Source organism: Steroidobacter sp., from assembly GCF_036402275.1.
Lineage (GTDB): Bacteria > Pseudomonadota > Gammaproteobacteria > Steroidobacterales > Steroidobacteraceae > Steroidobacter.
In genome coordinates, this window is record NZ_DASWTF010000039.1 from 18,827 (window position 1) to 37,325 (window position 18,499).

At 62.0% G+C, this 18,499-nt stretch carries 16 protein-coding genes; 6 read left to right on the forward strand and 10 right to left on the reverse strand.

Annotated elements, in window-relative coordinates:
* The 3 genes from VGD45_RS24435 (at window position 1) to VGD45_RS24445 (ending at window position 2,840) form a co-directional block, all read left to right on the forward strand.
* On the forward strand, window positions 1-438 hold the full coding sequence (locus VGD45_RS24435; protein WP_331157989.1) for a hypothetical protein: 438 nt from the start codon (window positions 1-3) through the stop codon (window positions 436-438).
* 96 nt (window positions 439-534) lie between these two features.
* A complete protein-coding gene (locus VGD45_RS24440; protein WP_331157990.1) occupies window positions 535-1,881 on the forward strand; it encodes an HNH endonuclease in 1,347 nt (448 codons plus the stop codon).
* 596 nt (window positions 1,882-2,477) lie between these two features.
* Entirely contained in the window at window positions 2,478-2,840 is a 363-nt protein-coding gene (locus VGD45_RS24445) for a nuclear transport factor 2 family protein (RefSeq protein WP_331157991.1), read from the forward strand.
* Between the two features lie 31 nt (window positions 2,841-2,871).
* Here the strand turns inward: VGD45_RS24445 and VGD45_RS24450 are convergent, their stop codons facing one another.
* Complete coding sequence (locus tag VGD45_RS24450; RefSeq protein ID WP_331157992.1) at window positions 2,872-3,690, reverse strand: SDR family oxidoreductase; 819 nt, start codon at window positions 3,688-3,690, stop codon at window positions 2,872-2,874.
* 79 nt (window positions 3,691-3,769) lie between these two features.
* Here VGD45_RS24450 and VGD45_RS24455 point away from each other — a divergent pair, with 79 nt between their 5' ends.
* From VGD45_RS24455 to katG, 3 genes are all read left to right on the forward strand, one after another.
* Window positions 3,770-4,450 (forward strand): TetR/AcrR family transcriptional regulator, encoded by a 681-nt coding sequence (locus VGD45_RS24455; protein WP_331157993.1) that lies wholly within the window; start codon window positions 3,770-3,772, stop codon window positions 4,448-4,450.
* A gap of 38 nt (window positions 4,451-4,488) precedes the next feature.
* Entirely contained in the window at window positions 4,489-4,746 is a 258-nt protein-coding gene (locus tag VGD45_RS24460) for a hypothetical protein (RefSeq protein ID WP_331157994.1), read from the forward strand.
* 193 nt (window positions 4,747-4,939) lie between these two features.
* Window positions 4,940-7,186: a catalase/peroxidase HPI gene (katG, locus tag VGD45_RS24465; protein ID WP_331157995.1), complete on the forward strand. Its 2,247-nt coding sequence runs from the start codon at window positions 4,940-4,942 to the stop codon at window positions 7,184-7,186.
* A gap of 20 nt (window positions 7,187-7,206) precedes the next feature.
* On the opposite strand, the gene VGD45_RS24470 is transcribed toward katG, so the two are convergent.
* The 9 genes from VGD45_RS24470 to VGD45_RS24510 form a co-directional block, all read right to left on the reverse strand.
* On the reverse strand, window positions 7,207-9,471 hold the full coding sequence (locus tag VGD45_RS24470; protein ID WP_331157996.1) for a DUF5916 domain-containing protein: 2,265 nt from the start codon (window positions 9,469-9,471) through the stop codon (window positions 7,207-7,209).
* Window positions 9,472-9,621: 150 nt separating this feature from the next.
* On the reverse strand, window positions 9,622-11,100 hold the full coding sequence (locus VGD45_RS24475) for a cobyric acid synthase (protein ID WP_349263357.1): 1,479 nt from the start codon (window positions 11,098-11,100) through the stop codon (window positions 9,622-9,624).
* Window positions 11,100-12,050 carry an adenosylcobinamide-phosphate synthase CbiB gene (cbiB, locus tag VGD45_RS24480; RefSeq protein ID WP_331157998.1) on the reverse strand — a complete coding sequence of 317 codons (951 nt, stop codon included), beginning with the start codon at window positions 12,048-12,050 and terminating at the stop codon, window positions 11,100-11,102. Before cbiB ends, VGD45_RS24475 begins: the two co-directional genes overlap by 1 nt.
* 5 nt (window positions 12,051-12,055) lie before the next feature.
* Window positions 12,056-12,853: an ABC transporter ATP-binding protein gene (locus VGD45_RS24485; protein WP_331157999.1), complete on the reverse strand. Its 798-nt coding sequence runs from the start codon at window positions 12,851-12,853 to the stop codon at window positions 12,056-12,058.
* Window positions 12,850-13,827, reverse strand: a complete 978-nt coding sequence (locus VGD45_RS24490; protein WP_331158000.1) for an iron ABC transporter permease — start codon at window positions 13,825-13,827, stop codon at window positions 12,850-12,852. The genes VGD45_RS24485 and VGD45_RS24490 overlap by 4 nt, the downstream gene beginning before the upstream one ends.
* Window positions 13,824-14,696, reverse strand: coding sequence for an ABC transporter substrate-binding protein (locus VGD45_RS24495; RefSeq protein ID WP_331158001.1), 873 nt, complete (start codon window positions 14,694-14,696; stop codon window positions 13,824-13,826). The genes VGD45_RS24490 and VGD45_RS24495 overlap by 4 nt, the downstream gene beginning before the upstream one ends.
* On the reverse strand, window positions 14,693-15,337 hold the full coding sequence (cobO, locus tag VGD45_RS24500) for a cob(I)yrinic acid a,c-diamide adenosyltransferase (RefSeq protein ID WP_331158002.1): 645 nt from the start codon (window positions 15,335-15,337) through the stop codon (window positions 14,693-14,695). The genes VGD45_RS24495 and cobO overlap by 4 nt, the downstream gene beginning before the upstream one ends.
* Entirely contained in the window at window positions 15,334-16,431 is a 1,098-nt protein-coding gene (gene cobD / locus VGD45_RS24505) for a threonine-phosphate decarboxylase CobD (RefSeq protein WP_331158003.1), read from the reverse strand. The genes cobO and cobD overlap by 4 nt, the downstream gene beginning before the upstream one ends.
* Window positions 16,431-18,389, reverse strand: a complete 1,959-nt coding sequence (locus VGD45_RS24510; RefSeq protein ID WP_331158004.1) for a TonB-dependent receptor plug domain-containing protein — start codon at window positions 18,387-18,389, stop codon at window positions 16,431-16,433. The genes cobD and VGD45_RS24510 overlap by 1 nt, the downstream gene beginning before the upstream one ends.
* Window positions 18,390-18,499 lie beyond the last annotated feature (110 nt).

The following is an 18,499-nucleotide window of genomic DNA, read 5'->3' on the forward strand; positions in this document are numbered from 1 at the left end:
ATGGCTACTAGCGATGATACTTCCAAGCCGCGCCGTTCACGACGCAAACATTCCACAACCACTGCCGTGGCGTCGAGCACGGAACCCCTCGGCAGTGGCGATCCACTAACACCGCCATCGCCAGATCTGCCGCGCACCTTAGAAGAAGCCGTGGAGAACGTGCGAAGCCTGCTGATGCAGGTGCGCGCGACCCTTCATTGCTTATCGGACGTATTGCTGTACTCGGATGACGATGACGGGGTCTTGCACGCGGAGGTGGCGAAGGCTCTCGAGGGCTGGGTGGACGAGGCGGCGGTGATGTTGGATCTCGTGAGCCTGAGGCCGTTGATCGAGGCGCTTCGGCAGCGCGGCGGTGAAGAGCCAAGCGAAGGCGGATCCGAGCCCGCGAGTCGTGGGCTGTATCAGGTGAGGGAGCCGACGCTCGTGTATATGGCCTGAGTGTTTGACGCCTGAGCGCCCTCTGCCGCCGAGTGGAAGACGAACGGCAGAGGGTGCGAGGGACGAGGTGACGAAGCGTTCTGCGGAGACTGTGCCATGAATGTGGAAAGTGTTCACCGAACCGAACAAGACAAAGCCCGAGCCGCCGACTGGCAATCGCTGCAGAACGTCGGCCATCAGATTGTTGAGCTCGCCGGCCATCTCAACGCGGCCAACTATCGTTTGCTGATGCTGATCGCCGAGTGGGACCGCCGCAAAGGCTGGAGCGATGGCGCCAGCGCATCGTGTGCTCACTGGCTCAATTGGAAGTGCGGCATCGATATGGGCGCGGCGCGCGAGAAGGTGCGCACGGCGCATGCGTTGACGAATCTGCCGAAAATCGCCGCGGCGATGGAGCGCGGGGAGTTGAGCTATGCGAAGGTCCGCGCGTTGACGCGCGTGGCGTGCCCCAACACCGAAGACACGCTACTCATGTACGCGCTGCACGGCACGGCGGTGCATGTAGAGCGCATCGTCCGTGACTTCCGCCGCTGCAAGGAAGCGGAAGAGTTGGGGCGCGAGGCGCAGCAGCAGCTTGATCGGAAACTCACTTGGTTCCACGATCAAGACGGTATGCTCGTGATCAAGGCACGGCTGCCCGCCGAGGCGGGGCAGATGTTTATTAAAGCCATCGAGGCGGCGTGCGAAGAGATCCCAGCGGCGGAGGACGTTTCTGCGGAAACGCCATCTGTTAAATGGCGCATTCATTCATCGGCCCGAAAAGTTGAAGCCCTGACGATGATGGCGGAAACATTTCTCGCCCAAGGACCGGCCGCGCTCAAAGGTGGCGATCGACATCAGATCGTCGTGCACGTAGACGCCGAGACCCTGCGAGACAGTGCGGCCGGCCGTTGTAATTTCGAACATGGTCCGAGCGTCTCCGCAGAAACGGCGCGGCGGTTATCTTGTGATTGCAGCGTCGTTCCCATCGTAGAGAACGAAGACGGCGAGCCGCTCAATGTGGGCCGGAAGACGCGCAGTATCCCGCCGGCGCTCCACCGCGCGATGAGGTCGCGCGATCGCGGCTGTTGTCGCTTCCCCGGTTGCCCGAACACGCGCTATCTCGATGGTCACCACATCCAGCACTGGGCTCACGGCGGAGAAACGAAACTATCTAACCTCGTAAGTCTCTGCCGCTTTCACCACCGACAGGTCCACGAGGGCAACGTCGTGGTCCTGGTCCTCGACGACGGCGCGATTCGTTTCGTGACACCCACCGGTGAATCCTTCGACAGCACGCTACCAAACCACACGCAGCCACTCAGCGACTGGCACCAGTTGGTCGCCACACATGAAGAACAAGGGTTACACATCGACCGCCACACGGCCGCGACTCGCTGGGACGGCGAAACTTACGACCACGGATGGGCGATCGAATCGCTGTTGCGTCGGTCGCGTCGCTAGCTCAACTGGGTGAGGCCGTGACTGTGTCAGAACCGTTGGCCCGTTGTAGCGCCTTCTGCGATCCGGCGTGCGTGTCAGACTGGAGCCTCTCGCGGCTGGCACCGACCCTCGCCGCGAAATTTTACGGCAAGTCACAAATTTGTAGACGGGTGATAATTTGAATGGGCAGCTAAAATCAACAGCTTGAAGGCGGTCAGTGGATTCTCATTCTTAATTCTTGAATTGAGAATATTGATTCTCCTTCGGGGACTCGTGCTGTCGAAAATTCTCCGGTCGGTGTCACGAAACGAACCGCCCCGTGGTCGAGCGCAGGACCAGGACGTTGCCTTCGTGCACCTGTCGGTGATGCCGGGCCGTTTCTGCAGAAACGCTCGGCCCATGGGTTGATTGCATCCGGTGATGAGCAGATGGATCGCGCCAAGCTTGTCGAGGAACGGTTACAAGTCATCGCGGGATTGGCCCGAACCTAGGTAGGCGCGAGTCGGAAGAATGTTCCGTTCGCGGGTCTTTCGTTGGACTGTCCGCCGACGGAACCCATCCACTCTGCCGGCGCGTTCACAGCCAGGCCCTCACCGAATCGCAAAGGAGAACTGCAAGTGCCGAACATCAACAAACAGATCTTGGAAAAAGCCAACGCCGCGATCTCCCAAGGCGACTTCGAAGGCTTTCTTGCGCTGTGTACGGAAGATACGGTCTGGACGTTCGAGGGTGGCCGGACGTTAAGAGGGAAGGCAGCGGTCCGCGAGTGGATGAAGACCGCGTATCAGGAGCCGCCCAGGTTTAGAGTTCATCGCATGATCGCCGAGGGCGACTTCCTAGCTGCCCTCGGCGATATCACCTTGAAGGACGAAGCCGGGAACGCGGCTCAACATTCGTACTGCGATGTCTGGCGCTTCCGTGAGGGGAAGATGGCCGAGCTTCACGCCTTCGTCGTCGAGAGCGGGACGGGCGCCGGCTAGACACGGCCGGCGCCTCGGCCGATTGTTTGTTTCATGCGAGCCCGAACTGCGCTTTGACTCCTGCGAAGAAGCTGGCATCGTCCGAAGCGCGTCTCGTCGCGAGCAAGTGCAGAGCGTCGGCGCCTGCTTCAAACCGAAGCCGGTCGCTCTTATCGGTCGCCGCGGCATACACCACCTCTGCGACCGCCTCCGGCACGGAGCCGTGTGCCGACATCGGCCCAAGTACATCGAGGACGGACTTGATCAGCGGCTGGTACTCGGTGAGTGCGCTGTCGTTGCTGAAGTCGAGCGATCGTCCGCCGAAGTCGGTATTCATGAAGCCGGGTTCGACGATCTTCACGCGCACCCCGATGGGCGCGAGCTCGTACTGCAAAGCCTCCGACAGGCCTTCGATCGCAAATTTCGTTCCGTGATACAGCGTGCCCAGCGGGAAAGCCACGCGGCCGCCCACCGATGCGACATTCACAATCGTGCCGGTCCGGTTCGCGCGGAAGTGTGGCAAGAGCGCCTGCGTAGTCGCCAGTAGACCAAGCACGTTCACATCGAACTGACGGCGGATCTTTTCAGATGGCGTGGCCTCGAGCGGCCCATAAGCGCCATAGCCGGCGTTGTTCACCAAAGCGTCGATGCGCCCGAACCTTGCGATGCCGGCGGCGACCGCCGGCTCGATGGAGTCGTGGTCCTGGACGTCGAGACGCACGACCAGCGAGCGCTCCAGTTTTGTGAGCTCCGACTCTCGCTCAGGGGAGCGCATCGTTGCGATGACATTCCAGCCCTTCCCGTGGAACAGCTTGGCGGTGGCCCTGCCGAGGCCGCTCGAAGTGCCCGTGATCAGAACGGTCTTGTTCATGCTCATCTCCCATTGAGGCGCCAGCCGCGGTTGACTGGAGGTCCTTCCGGTTACGGTCTTAACAGTGTTAAGATTGAGCATGCCCAAGGATCTTAACGCTGTCAAGATTGGCCGTTCCAGAAAACGTGTCGGCGCCGTGACCAAGGAATCGAAGCCTTACCACCACGGCGCGCTCCGAGAGGAACTGATACGTGCGGCCGTGGAAATCGTTGAGGAAGCCGGCCCTGACGGGTTCTCTCTGCGCGCTGCCGCGCGTCGGGCCGGCGTATCTGCGGCAGCTCCAGCTCACCACTTCGGCGACGTGCGGGGTCTGTTGACGGCAGTGGCCACCGTAGGATTCCGTGAGTTCGCGGACGAATTGGAGGCCGTGAGCGACCGACAAGCGACCGTTATCGCCGTTGCTCGTGTTTACTTGCGATTTGCGCAGAAGCGGCCGGGCATGTTTCGTCTCATGTGGCGCACCTCGGCGTTCCATCTCACAGACGAGGGGCTCTACCAAGCGGGGCTTCGTGCCTTCAGAGTTCTCGACCAGGCGGTTCGTGGTAAGGCCACCTCCGAGCTTGTGGGGGATTTGTCTCTCGCGCCCACTATTGCTGCCTGGTCCATGATGCACGGGTTTTCTGCCCTCGCGATCGACCAAGCTTTCTTCGCCGACGATCCTGCCGAATTGGCGCAGCTCGAAGTGCTGCTCGATGCAGTGTTCTCGAATCTCGACATCGCGAAGAAGGCGGCATCGCCTGCACCCACGCGCAAGCGGTAGTCACGCAATTACTTTTCCGAGTGACAAGGTCAATCTTCATGCGATCGATCAGTGAACTTGACTTGGCCGTGGTAATCCCGCTTCTCGCCGCGAAAATCCGCGAGCTCACTGCGGAGTTGCGCGCCACCGACGACCGACTGGACGACCTGACTGAGGAGGAGGTCGAAGACCGCGTGCAGCTTCAGGATATGCTGCAGCAATACCACGGCGTGCTCGACTCGCTGCGCGCCGAGTATGAAGATGCATTGGCTGAAGGTATCAATCTACCCAGCTACGACGAGCTAGTGGCGCGTTGAGCAACGCCGCCGACCCATCCCCAAGATCAACGAACGTCCTGCGCCAGCTCTAAGTCCTTGTAGGCTTTTGGCCGCATACGGTGAGCCCCGCGCCCAAGCGGCGCGACATGCGAATTCGTCGGGAATGTTCGACTGATGACCAGTCGTTCGCAGGACTAACATCATTCGCTCCACCAGCACAGGAGCGGCGGCCGTGCCTGACAAGCAACATACGACGAGTGTCAGCGAAAGCGAAAATCCGGCCATTCCGGCGCCAACCCCGAAAACGGTCAGTCGCCCGCGCACCAACAAAGACTGGTGGCCGAATCAGCTTGATTTAAGCGTGCTTCACACGCACTCGCATCTGTCGAATCCGATGGAGGCGGACTACAACTACGCGGAGCACTTCGCGCAGCTGGACGTGGAGGCGTTGAAGAAGGACTTGATCGAGGTGATGACGACATCGCAGCCGTGGTGGCCCGCGGACTACGGTCACTATGGCCCGCTCTTGATTCGCATGACCTGGCACGCGGCCGGGACTTATCGCATCGCCGATGGTCGCGGCGGCGGTGGTGAAGGTCAGCAGCGCTTCGCGCCTCTCAATAGTTGGCCCGATAACGCTAATTTGGACAAAGCGCGTCGTTTGTTGTGGCCGATCAAGAAGAAATACGGACAGAAGATCTCGTGGGCCGATCTGTTGATCTTCGCCGGCAACGTCGCTTACGAGTCGATGGGCTTCAAGACGTTCGGCTTCGGCTTCGGGCGGCCGGATGTATGGGAGCCCGAGGACATCTTCTGGGGTCCGGAGGACACCTGGCTGGGCGACGAGCGCTACAGCGGAGATCGCGAGCTCGCACGGCCCCTCGCCAACGTGCAGATGGGCCTCATCTATGTGAATCCTGAGGGGCCTGGCGGTAAGCCCGATCCTGCCGCCGCAGCGCGCGACATTCGTGAGACCTTCGCGCGCATGGCTATGAACGACGAAGAGACGGTCGCGCTCATCGTCGGTGGTCATACGGTCGGAAAAACGCACGGCGCCGCGCCGGCTCCTGACAACATCGGTCCGGAACCCGAAGGTGCTCCGATTTATGAGCAAGGGCTCGGTTGGAAGAACAAGTTCGGCACAGGCGCGGGCCCGCATGCGATCACGAGCGGTCTCGAAGGCGTATGGACGAACAATCCGACGACGTGGGACAACGGGTTCCTCGAGAACTTGTTCAAGTATGAGTGGGAGCTGACGACGAGCCCCGCGGGGGCCCATCAATGGAAGCCGAAGAATCCGGAAGCGCAGGGCACCGTTCCGGATGCGTTCGATAAGAACAAGCGCCTCGCGCCCACGATGCTCACTACCGATCTCTCGCTGCGAGTCGATCCCATTTACGCGCCGATCGCGAAGCGCTTCCGCGATCACCCCGAGCAACTCAACGAAGCGTTTGCAAAAGCGTGGTTCAAACTTCTTCACCGCGACATGGGGCCGCGCTCGCGCTACTTGGGTCCGTGGGTGCCCGAGCCACAGCAGTGGCAGGATCCTGTTCCTGCCGTCGATCATCCCTTGATCGGCGACGAGGACATCAAAGCGTTGAAGCGCGCCGTGCTCGCGTCGGGTGTGTCGATTTCAGATCTGGTCTCCACCGCATGGAATGCCGCCGCCAGTTTTCGCGGGACCGACAAGAGAGGTGGAGCCAACGGCGCGCGCATACGTCTCGCGCCACAGAAAGATTGGGAAGCGAACGAGCCGCCCCGACTCGCCAAGGTGCTGCAAGCGCTCGAACGAGTGCAGCAGGACTTCAGCAAGTCAGATGGCGGGAAGAAAGTGTCGCTCGCCGATCTCATCGTTCTCGCGGGCTGCGCTGCCGTCGAAGAGGCTGCGCGCAAAGCAGGTCATGAGATCAACGTGCCGTTCCAACCAGGCCGTACGGACGCCACCCAGGAGCAGACCGACGTCAACACGTTCGACGTGCTGGAGCCCTTGTCCGATGCGTTTCGCAACTATTTCCGAGCGGACGATCCATTGTCGCCGGAGACGCGGCTGCTCGATCGCGCGAACCTGTTGAAGCTGACAGCGCCGCAGATGACCGTTCTCCTCGGCGGCCTGCGCTCATTGGCGGCGAACCACGGACAGTCGAAGCTCGGCGTCTTCACGAGCCGACCAGAGACGCTGACGAATGATTTCTTCGTCAACTTGCTGGACACCGCCACGGCCTGGCGCCCTTCAGCGTCTAACAAGGGCGTGTATGAGGGCTACGATCGCGCGACAGGCACTGTCAAATGGAATGCGACAGCGGCAGATCTCGTGTTCGGCGCGCACTCACAACTGCGCGCCTTGGCCGAGGTGTACGCCTGCGACGATGCCGGCAGGAAGTTCGTACAGGACTTCGTCTCGGCGTGGAGCAAGGTGATGAATCTCGATCGATACGATCTGTTCGCACAGAGCAAGCCGGTCCGCGCAGCGGCAGGGTAGCTGGTCGTTAACCTGAAGCACTACGACTCGAATCGATAGCTGAGCTTGACCAGCAACTGTTCGTCATCGCGCAGACTGAACGTGTCGCGAAGCAGCCCTGCGGAGTCGCTGCGATCGTTCGCCTGCTCGTATCCGCCGCGACCGTAGACCACGTACAGGAACGAAAGCGGAGCGAACTCGTATCGGTAGCGAAGCTGCACGCCGAGGTTGCGCACACTGAAGTCTTCGACGGTTTCATCGACGGGCTGGGCGTTGCCTGTGAGATCCACCCGATGGCCGCGCCGAACGTTGGCGTCGACGGCGATGGCTTGCAGCCGCAGCCGCAGTTCCTGGCGGTTGCTGATGATCCAGTTGAAGCCGGCGTTGAGATCCGCTTCCTCGGCGTCGAAACTGCCGATGAGATTCTCTCGCTGCCAGACCAGCCAGTCCGGATCGCGCTCGAAATACACACCTACATAGACATTCAGCGCATCGCTGATGAAATAAGTCGGCTCGATGTTCACGCTGTAGCCAACCCTGTCGTTGCCGGACAGCCCGCCGCTGAAGGTCTCCAGCTCCAACAGATAGGACCAGTTGCCATCCCTGGGCCGAACGAATTCGAAGTAGGCGTCGAAGTTGGGCGGCAGCTTCACCGGGCCGTTACCGCGGGTGAGCAAATCGTCGACGCCTGCACTGTTGATGTTCACTTCTCCGTATTCGGTGCTGCCGTTACGGAGCTTGCTGTCGCGGCTGATCCGAAATCGATGATTCAGCAGTTGCCCGTGATCGTTGTAGGCGGAGCTGACGCGCCAGCGCCAATCCTTCGACATGTAGCGGGAGTCTCGCGGCAACTCGGTGAAGCGACGGTTGAACTGCCAGTGCGCGTAGTTGAGGCTCGCGCGCTCAAGATAGCCGGCGTCATTGATCTGCAGATCGTTGGCGAAGTGCATGCCGATCCATTGCTGGCGCCAGCCGTGATCCATCTCATAGTCCGCCCAGATCGTGCCGCCGTCACCAGTGGTGCTCTCGCCGTTCTGATCGATGTCGCTGCCGATGAGGCGCGTGCGCACGTTCCAACGCGCTGTCGGTCGCCAGTTGTGATCGATGCCGACGACGGTGGCGGTTCGGTCCAGGAATGGCCGCTCCACGTGCGTTGCCAGCACGCCGAGATTCTGACTATCGAAGTCACGCACCAAACGTAATGCGCTGAACGATCGACCCACGGCATCGGCTTCTTCGGCCGCGAACACGCCGTACTTGGTTGCGCCAAGGCTGCCGTTCAATTTCACCGCGCCCGTGATGTCCGCGGCGCCTGCGCCATCGTCGGTCAGGCCGCCAATGCGGCGCGTGTACAGCAGCTGGCTGAAATCGGAAGGCGTGGTGAATTCGAAAATGCCCTGGTTCTCGGTGAAGAACGGCCGCTTGTCGCTGATGAAGGTTTCGGTCGCGTCGAAGTTGACGACCAGGTCGTCACTTTCCACCTGGCCGAAATCGGGGTTCGCCGTCGCCGTCAGCTGAAACTGTCCATTGGGTTTCCAGAATAAATCGACGCCGCCATCGAGCTCGTTGTCCGAGCCGACGATGTCGTAGAGGCTCGACACGTAAGGCGTGATGGCCAGCAGCGATTGATTGAAGCTCCTGACTTCGATGGGTGCGAAATCGGAGAGGAAGCGCGGCCGCTCGAAGCTGGCCAGAGGCCATGCCGCCCGCTCGCCAGTGACGCCGACGATGCGATCGAGGTAGATCCCGAGCGTGCGGACATCGCCGCTGTTCTCGCGCATCGGCGCGATATGCCATGGGATGAGCACCTCGGCGCTCCAGCTGTCCTCTTCGTTGCTGACGGCGTGGCGCCAGTTACCGTCCCAGTCCTCGTTGAACTCGGATTCGTTGGTGACGATGGCGTCGTAAATCCCGTCGGTGGAGCTGACGGTGAAGTTGTAGCCGGTGCGACGATCGCCATCGAAGTCGATCATCACGTTGATGCGGTCGACCTGCTCCTCGAAATCTCGTTGCACGCGTTGCTGAGTGCGGGGCACCGAAGGAGGCTGCGAGTTGCGAAACGCCACTGCGAGCCCGTCTGGCGTGGCCAGAATCCACGCTTCCGTGGCCAGCGTCGCCGGCTCGCCGTTCAAAGGCTGCGTCTTTCGGAAGTCGGTGATGTGCTGAGCGCCTCGCCATTCGTCGGGATCGACCCGACCGTCGATGTCCACTGCGAACGTCGGGGTCGCGATCAAAGCGATCAGGAACGACCCGAGGCAGGGGACATGCCGGCCGAATCCGTTGGCTACTCGTCGAAGCGTGCTCATGCGTGGTTGGACGCGGCGAGAATCGGCAGGGTTTAAAGCGGAACTCGATTATCGCTGATGCGCCCGGGTGTAGGTCACCTCGGGGCACTCACCGGACGTTTCTGCAGAAACGCCAAGTTCGATGGCAAGTTATCGCGCGGAACTGATCCGCTATAACGTGAGCTTCGCGATGCTCGCAATCCTGTCGACATCCAGCGCCTGTTCCAAACTCGCAGCGACGGCGTCCAGAGAGCGTTCGACGCGGTACGAGTAGTCCTCGTTGTTGGAGGTGGCGCCGAGGAGGGAGAGGAAGGCGGCCCGGAAAGTGGGGGTGTGGAACAAACCGTGGATGTGACAGCCGCCGATGAGGCCATCAGGGGAGAGGGCGCCGTCGGTGGCTCCGTTAGCGAATCGAATGAAAGGGCGTGAGGTCGCGGGGCCGGTGGAGACGCCGAGGTGCATTTCGTAACCGGCGATCGGCGAACCGGTGGCGGTGTCGACGCCGGTGATGGCGCGAAGTTGTTTGTTGCCCGTCATAGTGGTGGTGATGTCGAGCAGGCCCAGGCCACGAGCGCTGGCTTGGTGGCCTTCGATGCGCTCGGGATCGGAAACTTCATGGCCAAGCATCTGATAGCCCGCGCAGATCCCGAGCACGCGGCCGCCGCGGCGGACGTGGGCGAGCAGGTCGATGTCCCAGCCTTGGGAGCGGAAGAACTCGAGGTCGGCGATGGTCGCTTTGCTGCCGGGGAGGATGATCAGCGAGGCGTCCAGCGGCAGCGGCTTGCCTGGCGGAACAAACATCAGCTCGACATCCGGCTCCGTGCGCAAGGGATCGAAATCGTCGAAGTTAGCGATGTGAGGCAGTCTCGGGATGGCGATGCGAACGCGTCGTCCCGGCGATGTTCCAGAAGATGCAGCCAGAGACTGATCGAGTTGCATGGCGTCTTCGGCCGGCAGCGCGCCGGCCTCGTGCAGCCAGGGCACGACGCCGAGACGTTGCCACCCAGTGCGGCTTTCGATCGTCTGCAGGCCGTCATCGAACAAACGAGCATCGCCTCGAAACTTGTTGATGATGAAGCCGCGGATCCGCGCACGATCCATGTCGTCGAGAACGGCGTGCGCGCCGACGAGCGAGGCAATCACATGCCCGCGGTCGATGTCGCCGACCAGCACGACGGGCACGTCGGCCGCGTGGGCGAAGCCCATGTTGGCGATGTCGTGCGTGCGCAGATTGGTTTCGGCCGGGCTACCGGCGCCCTCGACGACCACTAGCTGCGCTTCGCTCTGCAATTGACGGAAGCTCTCCACCGCAATCTGCAACAGCTCGCGTTTGTCTCGTCCGTGCGCGCTCGCCTGCATGACGCCTTGCCGGCGGCCGCGAACGATCAGTTGCGCGCCGATGTCACTTTGCGGTTTCAGCAACACCGGATTCATATCGACCGTGGGCGGCGTGCGGCAGGCGAGCGCCTGTAGCGCCGTCGAACGACCGATCTCGCCGCCGTCGGGCGTGACGGCCGCGTTGTTCGACATGTTCTGCGGTTTGAAGGGACGAACGACCAAGCCACGATTAGCAAACAGTCGGCAGAGTCCGGCCACCAGCAATGACTTGCCGACGTCCGAGCCGCAACCTTGGATCATGATCGCGGCCATCAGATCGCGTGCCACTCCGAGACTACGAAGCCGGCCAGCGCAGCCGTCAGCCACAGCAAACCGCAGGCGAAAACATAGATGCGCAAGCCGCGCTTGAGATCTTCGACGGTAGGCGAGGCGCCCGCGCCGAAGATCGGCCGCTCATGCATGACGCCGTCGTAAGCGGTCGGGCCGCCGAGTCGGATTCGCAAAGCGCCTGCCATGGCGGCTTCCGGCCAGCCCGCATTAGGCGAAGCGTGTTTCGGGGCGTCGCGCCACATGACCACCAACCCGCCGCCGCCCGCAATCGCGAGCAGCGCTCCGGCGAGTCGAGCGGGAATGAGATTGACGACGTCGTCGAAGCGCGCCGCGGCCCAACCGAACATTCTCCATCGCGGCTCGCGATGGCCGATCAAGCTGTCGGCCGTGTTCAAGGCTTTGTATGCAAACAATCCAGGCAAGCCGCCGACGAACAGCCAGAATGCCGGTGCGACGATGCCATCGTTGAAACTCTCGGCGAGGCTTTCGAGCGCCGCGCCAGCCACGCCGGATTCACTGAGTGAAGCTGTATCTCGGCCGACGATCTCCGAGACCGCCCGCCGAGCAGTGACCAAGTCACCCTCGGCTAACGGATTCAGCACGGCGCGAACATGCGTGTACAAGCTGTGCTGCGCTAAACCGCTCGTGGCGATCAGCACGATCAACGCCATACCAAAAGAGATGTTTCCTGCCAGAGCCTGCACGGCATAGCCGACCGCGGCCGCGCTGCCGGCAATCACCACGACCGTAACGATGCCGAACCAGCGACGTGTTTCGTCGCCCAGCTCGGGCCGGTTCAAGTGTCGCTCCAACACCTCGATCCCGATGCCGATCCAGACAACGGGATGCCGAATGGCGCGATAGATCGATTGGGGATACCCGATGCAGGCTTCAACGATCAACGCCGCCAGCAGTAGCCAAGGATCGGACATGCTGGCTATCCTCGCGCCGCCCGCCCGTGAATCGCAATCATCGGCGGCGTCTCGCCGCTGTCATCGACGAGCCACTGCGCGTCGATGTTGTAAACATCGCGCAGGATCTGCGGTGTGAGCGCAGTTCGGGGGGAGCCGTCAGCAACGATTCGACCGCCATCGAGTATCACCACGCGATCGGCGATTCTGGCCGCAAGAGTCAGGTCATGAATGGTCAGGACCACGCCACCGCCCTGGCCGGCGATCGAACGCAGCAGCTCGGCTGCTTCGAACTGATGCGACGGATCCAACCCGGTGAACGGCTCATCCGCGAGAATCCAATCAGATTCGCCGGCGAGCACGCGAGCCAACAGCACACGCGCACGCTCGCCCCCCGACAAGGTCGTAACAGGGCGATCAGCCCACTGGGAAACCTCTGTTTTGGCCATGGCGCGAGTCACAGCGGCGCGATCTTCCTCGTCGCTGCTGACGCCGTGATAAGGAATTCGTCCGAGGCCGACTAATGTTTGTACGTCGACAGCCCACGCGATTTCGGGCGTCTGTGGCAGGAAAGCGATGCGGCGCGCGCGTTGCATGGCAGGCAAGGAAAGCAGCGACGTTCCGTCCAGCTCGACCGAGCCCCGCTCCGGGCGGAGCAGGCCGGCAATGCACGATAGCAGCGTCGATTTGCCGGCGCCATTGGGGCCGAGCACGGCGGTGACCCCGCCCGACTGCAGGTGCAAATCGATGGCATCCAGCACCACCCGGCTGCCACGCCGGAACTGCAGTCCGCTGATCTTGAGATTGCTGGCGGGCCGCGTCATGTGAGTTTCCGGCGCATTGAATGCAGCAACACAAAGAAGAACGGCGCCCCGATCAGCGACATCACCACGCCCAGTTCGAGCTCCGATCCCCCAGGCAACAATCTCACGACGATGTCACCCGCGAGCACCAGAGCGGCCCCGCCGATCGCACTGGGAATCAATAGCGCGCCCGGCCGCGAGCCGACCAGGGGCCGCATTAAATGCGGCACGATCAAACCCACGAACCCGATGACGCCAGTGACCGCCGTGGTGCCTCCAACGATCAGCCCGATGCCGAGCGCGAGCTGCCATTGTGCTCTGTTCAGATCGATACCGAGCGAGCGTGCGCCGCTTTCACCGAGGGTGAGGGCATCGAGCGACCGACGACAGCCGAGCAAGGCCGCGCAGCCGACGACGATCAGTGGCGCGGCGATGGCCAGCTCATCGAAGCTGCGGTCGGTGAGACTGCCCAGCATCCATCGCACGATTTCGGTAGCCGCCCAGGGGCTCGGCGATAACGACAATGCCAACGAAATGCCGGCGATGGCGAGCGAACTGAGGATGATTCCTGACAGCACAAGAGTGAGTACGCTGGCTGCCGCTCCTGACAAAACAAACAAAGCGGCCATGCTGGTCATGGCCCCGATGACGCCGCAGATCGGCAATACCCACGGATGAAGTCCTGCGATATTGAAGAAGATGCTCAGTACGGCGCCGAGCGCGGCCATGGCCGACACGCCGAGCGTGCCAGGTTCGGCGAGAGCGTTTCGCAAATAACCCTGCATGGCCGCGCCGGCCATGCCGAGCGATGCGCCAACCAGCAGGCCAAGAATCGCGCGGGGTAGGCGCAGCTCAACAAGAATCGCGCGGCTCACCGCGTCCTGTGCTGACCAGACATCCCAAGTGAGCGTCACGCGCCCGACCGCGATAGACAGCAACGCAAGAATGACGACCAGCGCCAGCAGCGATGGAAGCGCCCAGCGACGAACCGTCACAACGCACTCCCTGCCGACAATAAGGTTAGTTGAGCTTTCTCACGCGCGCGCACCAGCGCGGCGACGGATTCGATCATGGTCGGGCCGGCGCAATACAACAGTCTCGCCGGAAACACGGATTGAGTCATTTGAGATTCCAAAGCTCGCAAGGCGCGATGTTTCACGACCTTCTCCTCCCGCATCGGCGCTCCCGGCGAAGTCTCGCCCACCAGCAAAACATCAGGCGGCGCGGCGACCAATACTTCCAAAGGAAGCGGACGATATTGCGTGACCCCGTAACGCGCGGCGATGTTCTGCAGCCCGGTGAGCTCCATCAACTCGCCAACCACTGTATTCGCGCCCGCCGACAAGCCGCCCGGCTGATAGATCGCAGCGGTCAATGGTTTCTGATCCTGGGGCAACCGCGCAGCCTGCAGCGCTGCTTCGATGCGGGCCACCATCACTTCGCCTTCACGTTCCGCGCCAAGCAAACGTGCGACCTGCCTGACTTGAGCCAGGCTGTCGGCGACCGTATCTGGAACATCGAACAGCTCGAACCGTATGCCAACTCGTTTCAAAGCATTGCGGGTGGCGATGGCGGAGTGCCGGCTGGTGAGCACGAGGTCAGGGCGTAGTGCGACGACTTCCTCGGCCGTCTCATACGTAATCGGCAGATGCTGAGCCACGGCCGAGATCGTGGAGCGCTGCGGATCGCGAGCGTAATGAGAGAGAGCCGCGATTCGATCGTGAGAAACGAGCTCGATGACGATACTGTCGACGCACATGTTCAACGAAACGATGCGCATCGGATGATTCGCGTCCTCCGCGGCCAATGTCGGGGTGGCAGCGAGAACGAGCGTGCTGAACAGCGCTGCCAGCCGGAGTCTCAAAATTCGACTCCGCGTTGTGCCTTGAAACCGGCCTCGTAGGGATGCTTGATCAGCGTCATCTCCGTGACGAGGTCCGCGATCTCGATCAGCTCGGGGCGGGCGTCGCGGCCCGTGATACAGATGTGCTTGTCGCGCGGCCGGTCCTTCAAGAAGGCGACGACGTCGGCGATGCTGACGTAGTCATTGCGAATCGCGATGTTCAGCTCGTCGAGCAGGATGAAATCGTAATCGGGATCGTTGATCAGCTCGCAGCTGCGCTGCCAGGCCTTCTGCGCGGCGGCGATGTCGCGTTGCCGGTCCTGCACGTCCCAAGTGAAGCCTTCACCCATGACTTCGAACGTCACCAGATCGGGAAAGCGGCGGAAGAAATGCTTTTCGCCGGTCTGCCACTTGCCCTTGATGAACTGCACGATGCCGATGCGCATGTCCCAGCCCAGCGCGCGCGCCACCATGCCGAAAGCGCTCGATGATTTTCCCTTGCCGGGCCCGGTGAGAATCATGAGCAAGCCGCCGCGCTCTTTCTTGGTCGCGCGCTCGGCGCGCCGTTCGGCCTGCCGGCGCTTCATCTCTTCGGCGTGAAGTCGATCGCGCTCGGCTTCGGCCTGGTTAGCGTCGGAAAGGCCGTCGATCGGTGTGCTCATGGTTGCACCTTCAGCGCGTCGGCGAGGCGTCGCCAATCGTTCGATGCGAGCGGCAGGCCGAAGCGTAACAACGTGCTGTCGTAATCGAAGGGCCGAGCCAGAATGCCGTGTGAGATCAACTGCGTGAATCGAGCACGCGCGTTCGGAGCGCGAGCCAATCGGTACAGCGAAGTTCCGCCGACGATGGTCATCCCGCCGCCGATGAGCAACTTGTCCAGCCGCTCCGCGGCGCGGCTCAATCGGCGGCGAGTTTTTTCAGCCCACGCGTTGTCCGCGTAAGCCGCAAGTCCAGCGCGGAGCGCGTCGGCCGAGATCGGCCAATCGCCCAGTACGTGACGCAGTTGAGTGGCAATGGCGGCAGAGGCGATAACAAAGCCCAACCGCACGCCGGCCAGTCCATAAAACTTTCCGAACGACCGCAACACGATCGTGCTGGGCGCGCTAGCACTGCCTGCGAGCGCCGCGACGCTGTGCTGTGGTTCCAGGTCGGCAAAAGCTTCGTCGACGATCAGCACGCCGCCGCTCGGGTGCAACGAGTCATGCAACGACTGCAACTGCTCTCGAGCAAGCACGCGCCCATCGGGGTTGTTTGGATTGACGACGGTCATCGCTGTCGCGACATCGCCGCCGCCAATTCTGCCGGGCGCGGCATCGCGCCCGCTCGATGCGCTGTTCGCGACGGCCCGCGCCATCAAGTCCGCGTCTGCGCAAACCTGCGTTTCGATTCCGGCGCGAGACCAAGCGTCTGCATGCGAGCTATAAGTCGGACCAGCGACAACGGCCGCAGCCATCTTCATCACATACGGCAGCAGTCGTAGTGCATTCTCCGTCCCGGCGGTCGCCACCACCCGTGAAGGATCATCGACGTTGAAAGCCGCGGCGGCCACGGATTCCAATCTCGCCAGCTCGGTCGGCTCAGGCAGACGATTGCGCTCGCGAGCCGAAGCTCGCGGCGCTGGGTACGCCGATGGATTGATCCCTGTGGACAGATCGATCCACGGCTGCGGCACGTTTGGAAACAGCGAGCGCGCGACGCACAGCCGACCGCCGTGATGGGCAAATCGGCCGGCTGCGATATCGGCGCCGCTGTTCATCAGAACCGCTGCCGGACGCCGCCGTAGTACGTGCGGCCGGGCGTGCCGTACTCAAAGACGGTTTCGTACTCGTCGTCGAACGCGTTCTCGATCCGGCCAAACACCTCCAGCGAATCGCTGACGGCATATGAAGCGCGGAAGTCGAACAGTGTGTAGCCGTCCAAAATGATCCTGTTGGCGGCATCCTCGAAGCTGCGGCCAGCATGCTGTACGGCCACTGTAGTCGTGAGGCCGATGGGCCAGTCGTAGCTCAGTTGCGCATTGGCCGTTTCGTTCGGACGACGCCGCAGCGAGCGCCCGAAGTTTGCAGTGCCGCGCGCAGTGTTCTCCGTCTCCATGTTCGTGTAATTCGCGGAGAGGACCAATCGTTCGGTGAGCTGCGCATTCAGTGCGAGCTCGACGCCTTCCGCATTGGTCTTTTGCACGTTCTCGTAATAACCGTCCGGTTTCGCCAGGCATTCCGGCGTGGTCACCCGGAAACAGGACACGAAGTCGATCATGTTGTCCGTGTCGCGGTCGAAGTAGGTCGCCGATACGGCCAGTTTCGAATCGAAGAAGCGTTGCTCCACGCCGGCGTCCCAGCTGTCGGCCTGTTCGGGCTCGAGGTTCACGTTGCCGTACAGGCTGTACAGCTGATACAGCGTGGGCGCTTTGAAACCTTCGCCGTAGCTGGCGCGCAGAATGGTGGAAGAAGTGGCCGACCAGGCGACGGACGCGCGGTTGGTGGTGTTGCCGCCGAACGTGTCGTGATCGTCGTGGCGAACGCCCGCGCTCAACGTCACAGCGTCGATCGGCGTCGCAGTAATCTGTCCATACACGCTGTCGATCTGCACATCGTCCGCGACTGGCGTGGGATTCGGCTCGAACTCCGTGGGCGACGCGGAGCTCATGTCGGAACGTTCCGATTCCAGGCCGACGATACCAGTGAGCCGATCGGAGACGCGCAACGTGCCCTGATATTCCCAGCGCTCGTTTTTGCCACTGGCGTCGAACGTGAGCGGCACGGTCGAGCTGGGATCGAAATTCTGGCGATCCGTGTCCGTGTAAGAGAAGCCGATGCGATTCTCGAAGCGTCCGTCGAACGCGGAGATATTCAAGCCCGCGTAGCTCGCCAGCTCTTCGGTCTTGTCGTGCTCCGGCGTATCGGTCAAGTCGAACAGCGGCGCTCGGAAACCGTCGTACTCCGAGCGTCCGTCGCTCCAGGTCGAACGCACTTCCGCGGAAATATTCTCAGTGAGATGCAGAATGCCGCGCACGTTGAAACCGACGTTGCGATAACCGTCCTGCTCGCGACCGCCACGTTCACGGCTGAACGCGGAGATTCCATCGCTGGTCAAATAGCCGCCGGCCACTCGCCACGCGAAGCGATCGCCGCCGGCCTGAGCATAGCCGCGAACGAACGCGCTCTCGTGAGTCCCGCCTTCTACCGCCAGAGATCCGGACAGCGGGCCTTCGGGCGTGGGCGTGACGATGTGAACTACGCCGCCGATGGCCTGGCTGCCCCACAACGTGGATTGCGGGCCCCGCAGCACCTCGATGTTTGCATACTCGGTCGCGATCAGATTGCCGAAGTTGAAGCCGCCGCTGGCTTGCGACGGATCGTTGACTTTCACGCCGTCGATGAGCACGAGAGTTTGATCCGTCTCCGCGCCGCGAATACGAAGCGCCGTCGTGGCGCCAAGCCCGCCGTTACGGGTAACGGTCACGCCGGGCGTCATTGCGATCAGATCGGAGAGGGCCGTTTTCTGGCTGCGGCGCTGTTCCTCCGCAGTAATCAACGTCACCGAATCGCCAACGCGTGCGGTTTGTTGCTGGATGCGGTTCGCGGTGACGACGACGTCCTCGACGTCGTCATCGACACCGGCGGCGCTGGCTGACAACGCCGGATGCAACAGCAAGGAAATGGAAATGGCGAGAAGACGAGAAGAGGCCCGATGGGCAAAGCGATGGGTGGACACAAAAGGCTCCGCGGCAAGTTACAAACCGCACGGGCTGCAACTCGAAACGCGTCGCGACCCATGCACCGGTCGCCTCTACAGGGAAAATTCCCGCTCTCTCGGCACACCCC

What these genes read in the sequence shown, in the direction of transcription:
- VGD45_RS24435 (WP_331157989.1), top strand. Translation starts at nt 1, where the DNA reads ATGGCTACTAGCGATGATACTTCCAAGCCGCGCCGTTCACGACGCAAA.
- VGD45_RS24440 (WP_331157990.1), top strand. Translation starts at nt 535, where the DNA reads ATGAATGTGGAAAGTGTTCACCGAACCGAACAAGACAAAGCCCGAGCC.
- VGD45_RS24450 (WP_331157992.1), bottom strand. Translation starts at nt 3,690, where the DNA reads ATGAACAAGACCGTTCTGATCACGGGCACTTCGAGCGGCCTCGGCAGG.
- VGD45_RS24455 (WP_331157993.1), top strand. Translation starts at nt 3,770, where the DNA reads ATGCCCAAGGATCTTAACGCTGTCAAGATTGGCCGTTCCAGAAAACGT.
- VGD45_RS24460 (WP_331157994.1), top strand. Translation starts at nt 4,489, where the DNA reads ATGCGATCGATCAGTGAACTTGACTTGGCCGTGGTAATCCCGCTTCTC.
- VGD45_RS24470 (WP_331157996.1), bottom strand. Translation starts at nt 9,471, where the DNA reads ATGAGCACGCTTCGACGAGTAGCCAACGGATTCGGCCGGCATGTCCCC.
- VGD45_RS24475 (WP_349263357.1), bottom strand. Translation starts at nt 11,100, where the DNA reads ATGGCCGCGATCATGATCCAAGGTTGCGGCTCGGACGTCGGCAAGTCA.
- cbiB (WP_331157998.1), bottom strand. Translation starts at nt 12,050, where the DNA reads ATGTCCGATCCTTGGCTACTGCTGGCGGCGTTGATCGTTGAAGCCTGC.
- VGD45_RS24485 (WP_331157999.1), bottom strand. Translation starts at nt 12,853, where the DNA reads ATGACGCGGCCCGCCAGCAATCTCAAGATCAGCGGACTGCAGTTCCGG.
- cobO (WP_331158002.1), bottom strand. Translation starts at nt 15,337, where the DNA reads ATGAGCACACCGATCGACGGCCTTTCCGACGCTAACCAGGCCGAAGCC.
- cobD (WP_331158003.1), bottom strand. Translation starts at nt 16,431, where the DNA reads ATGAACAGCGGCGCCGATATCGCAGCCGGCCGATTTGCCCATCACGGC.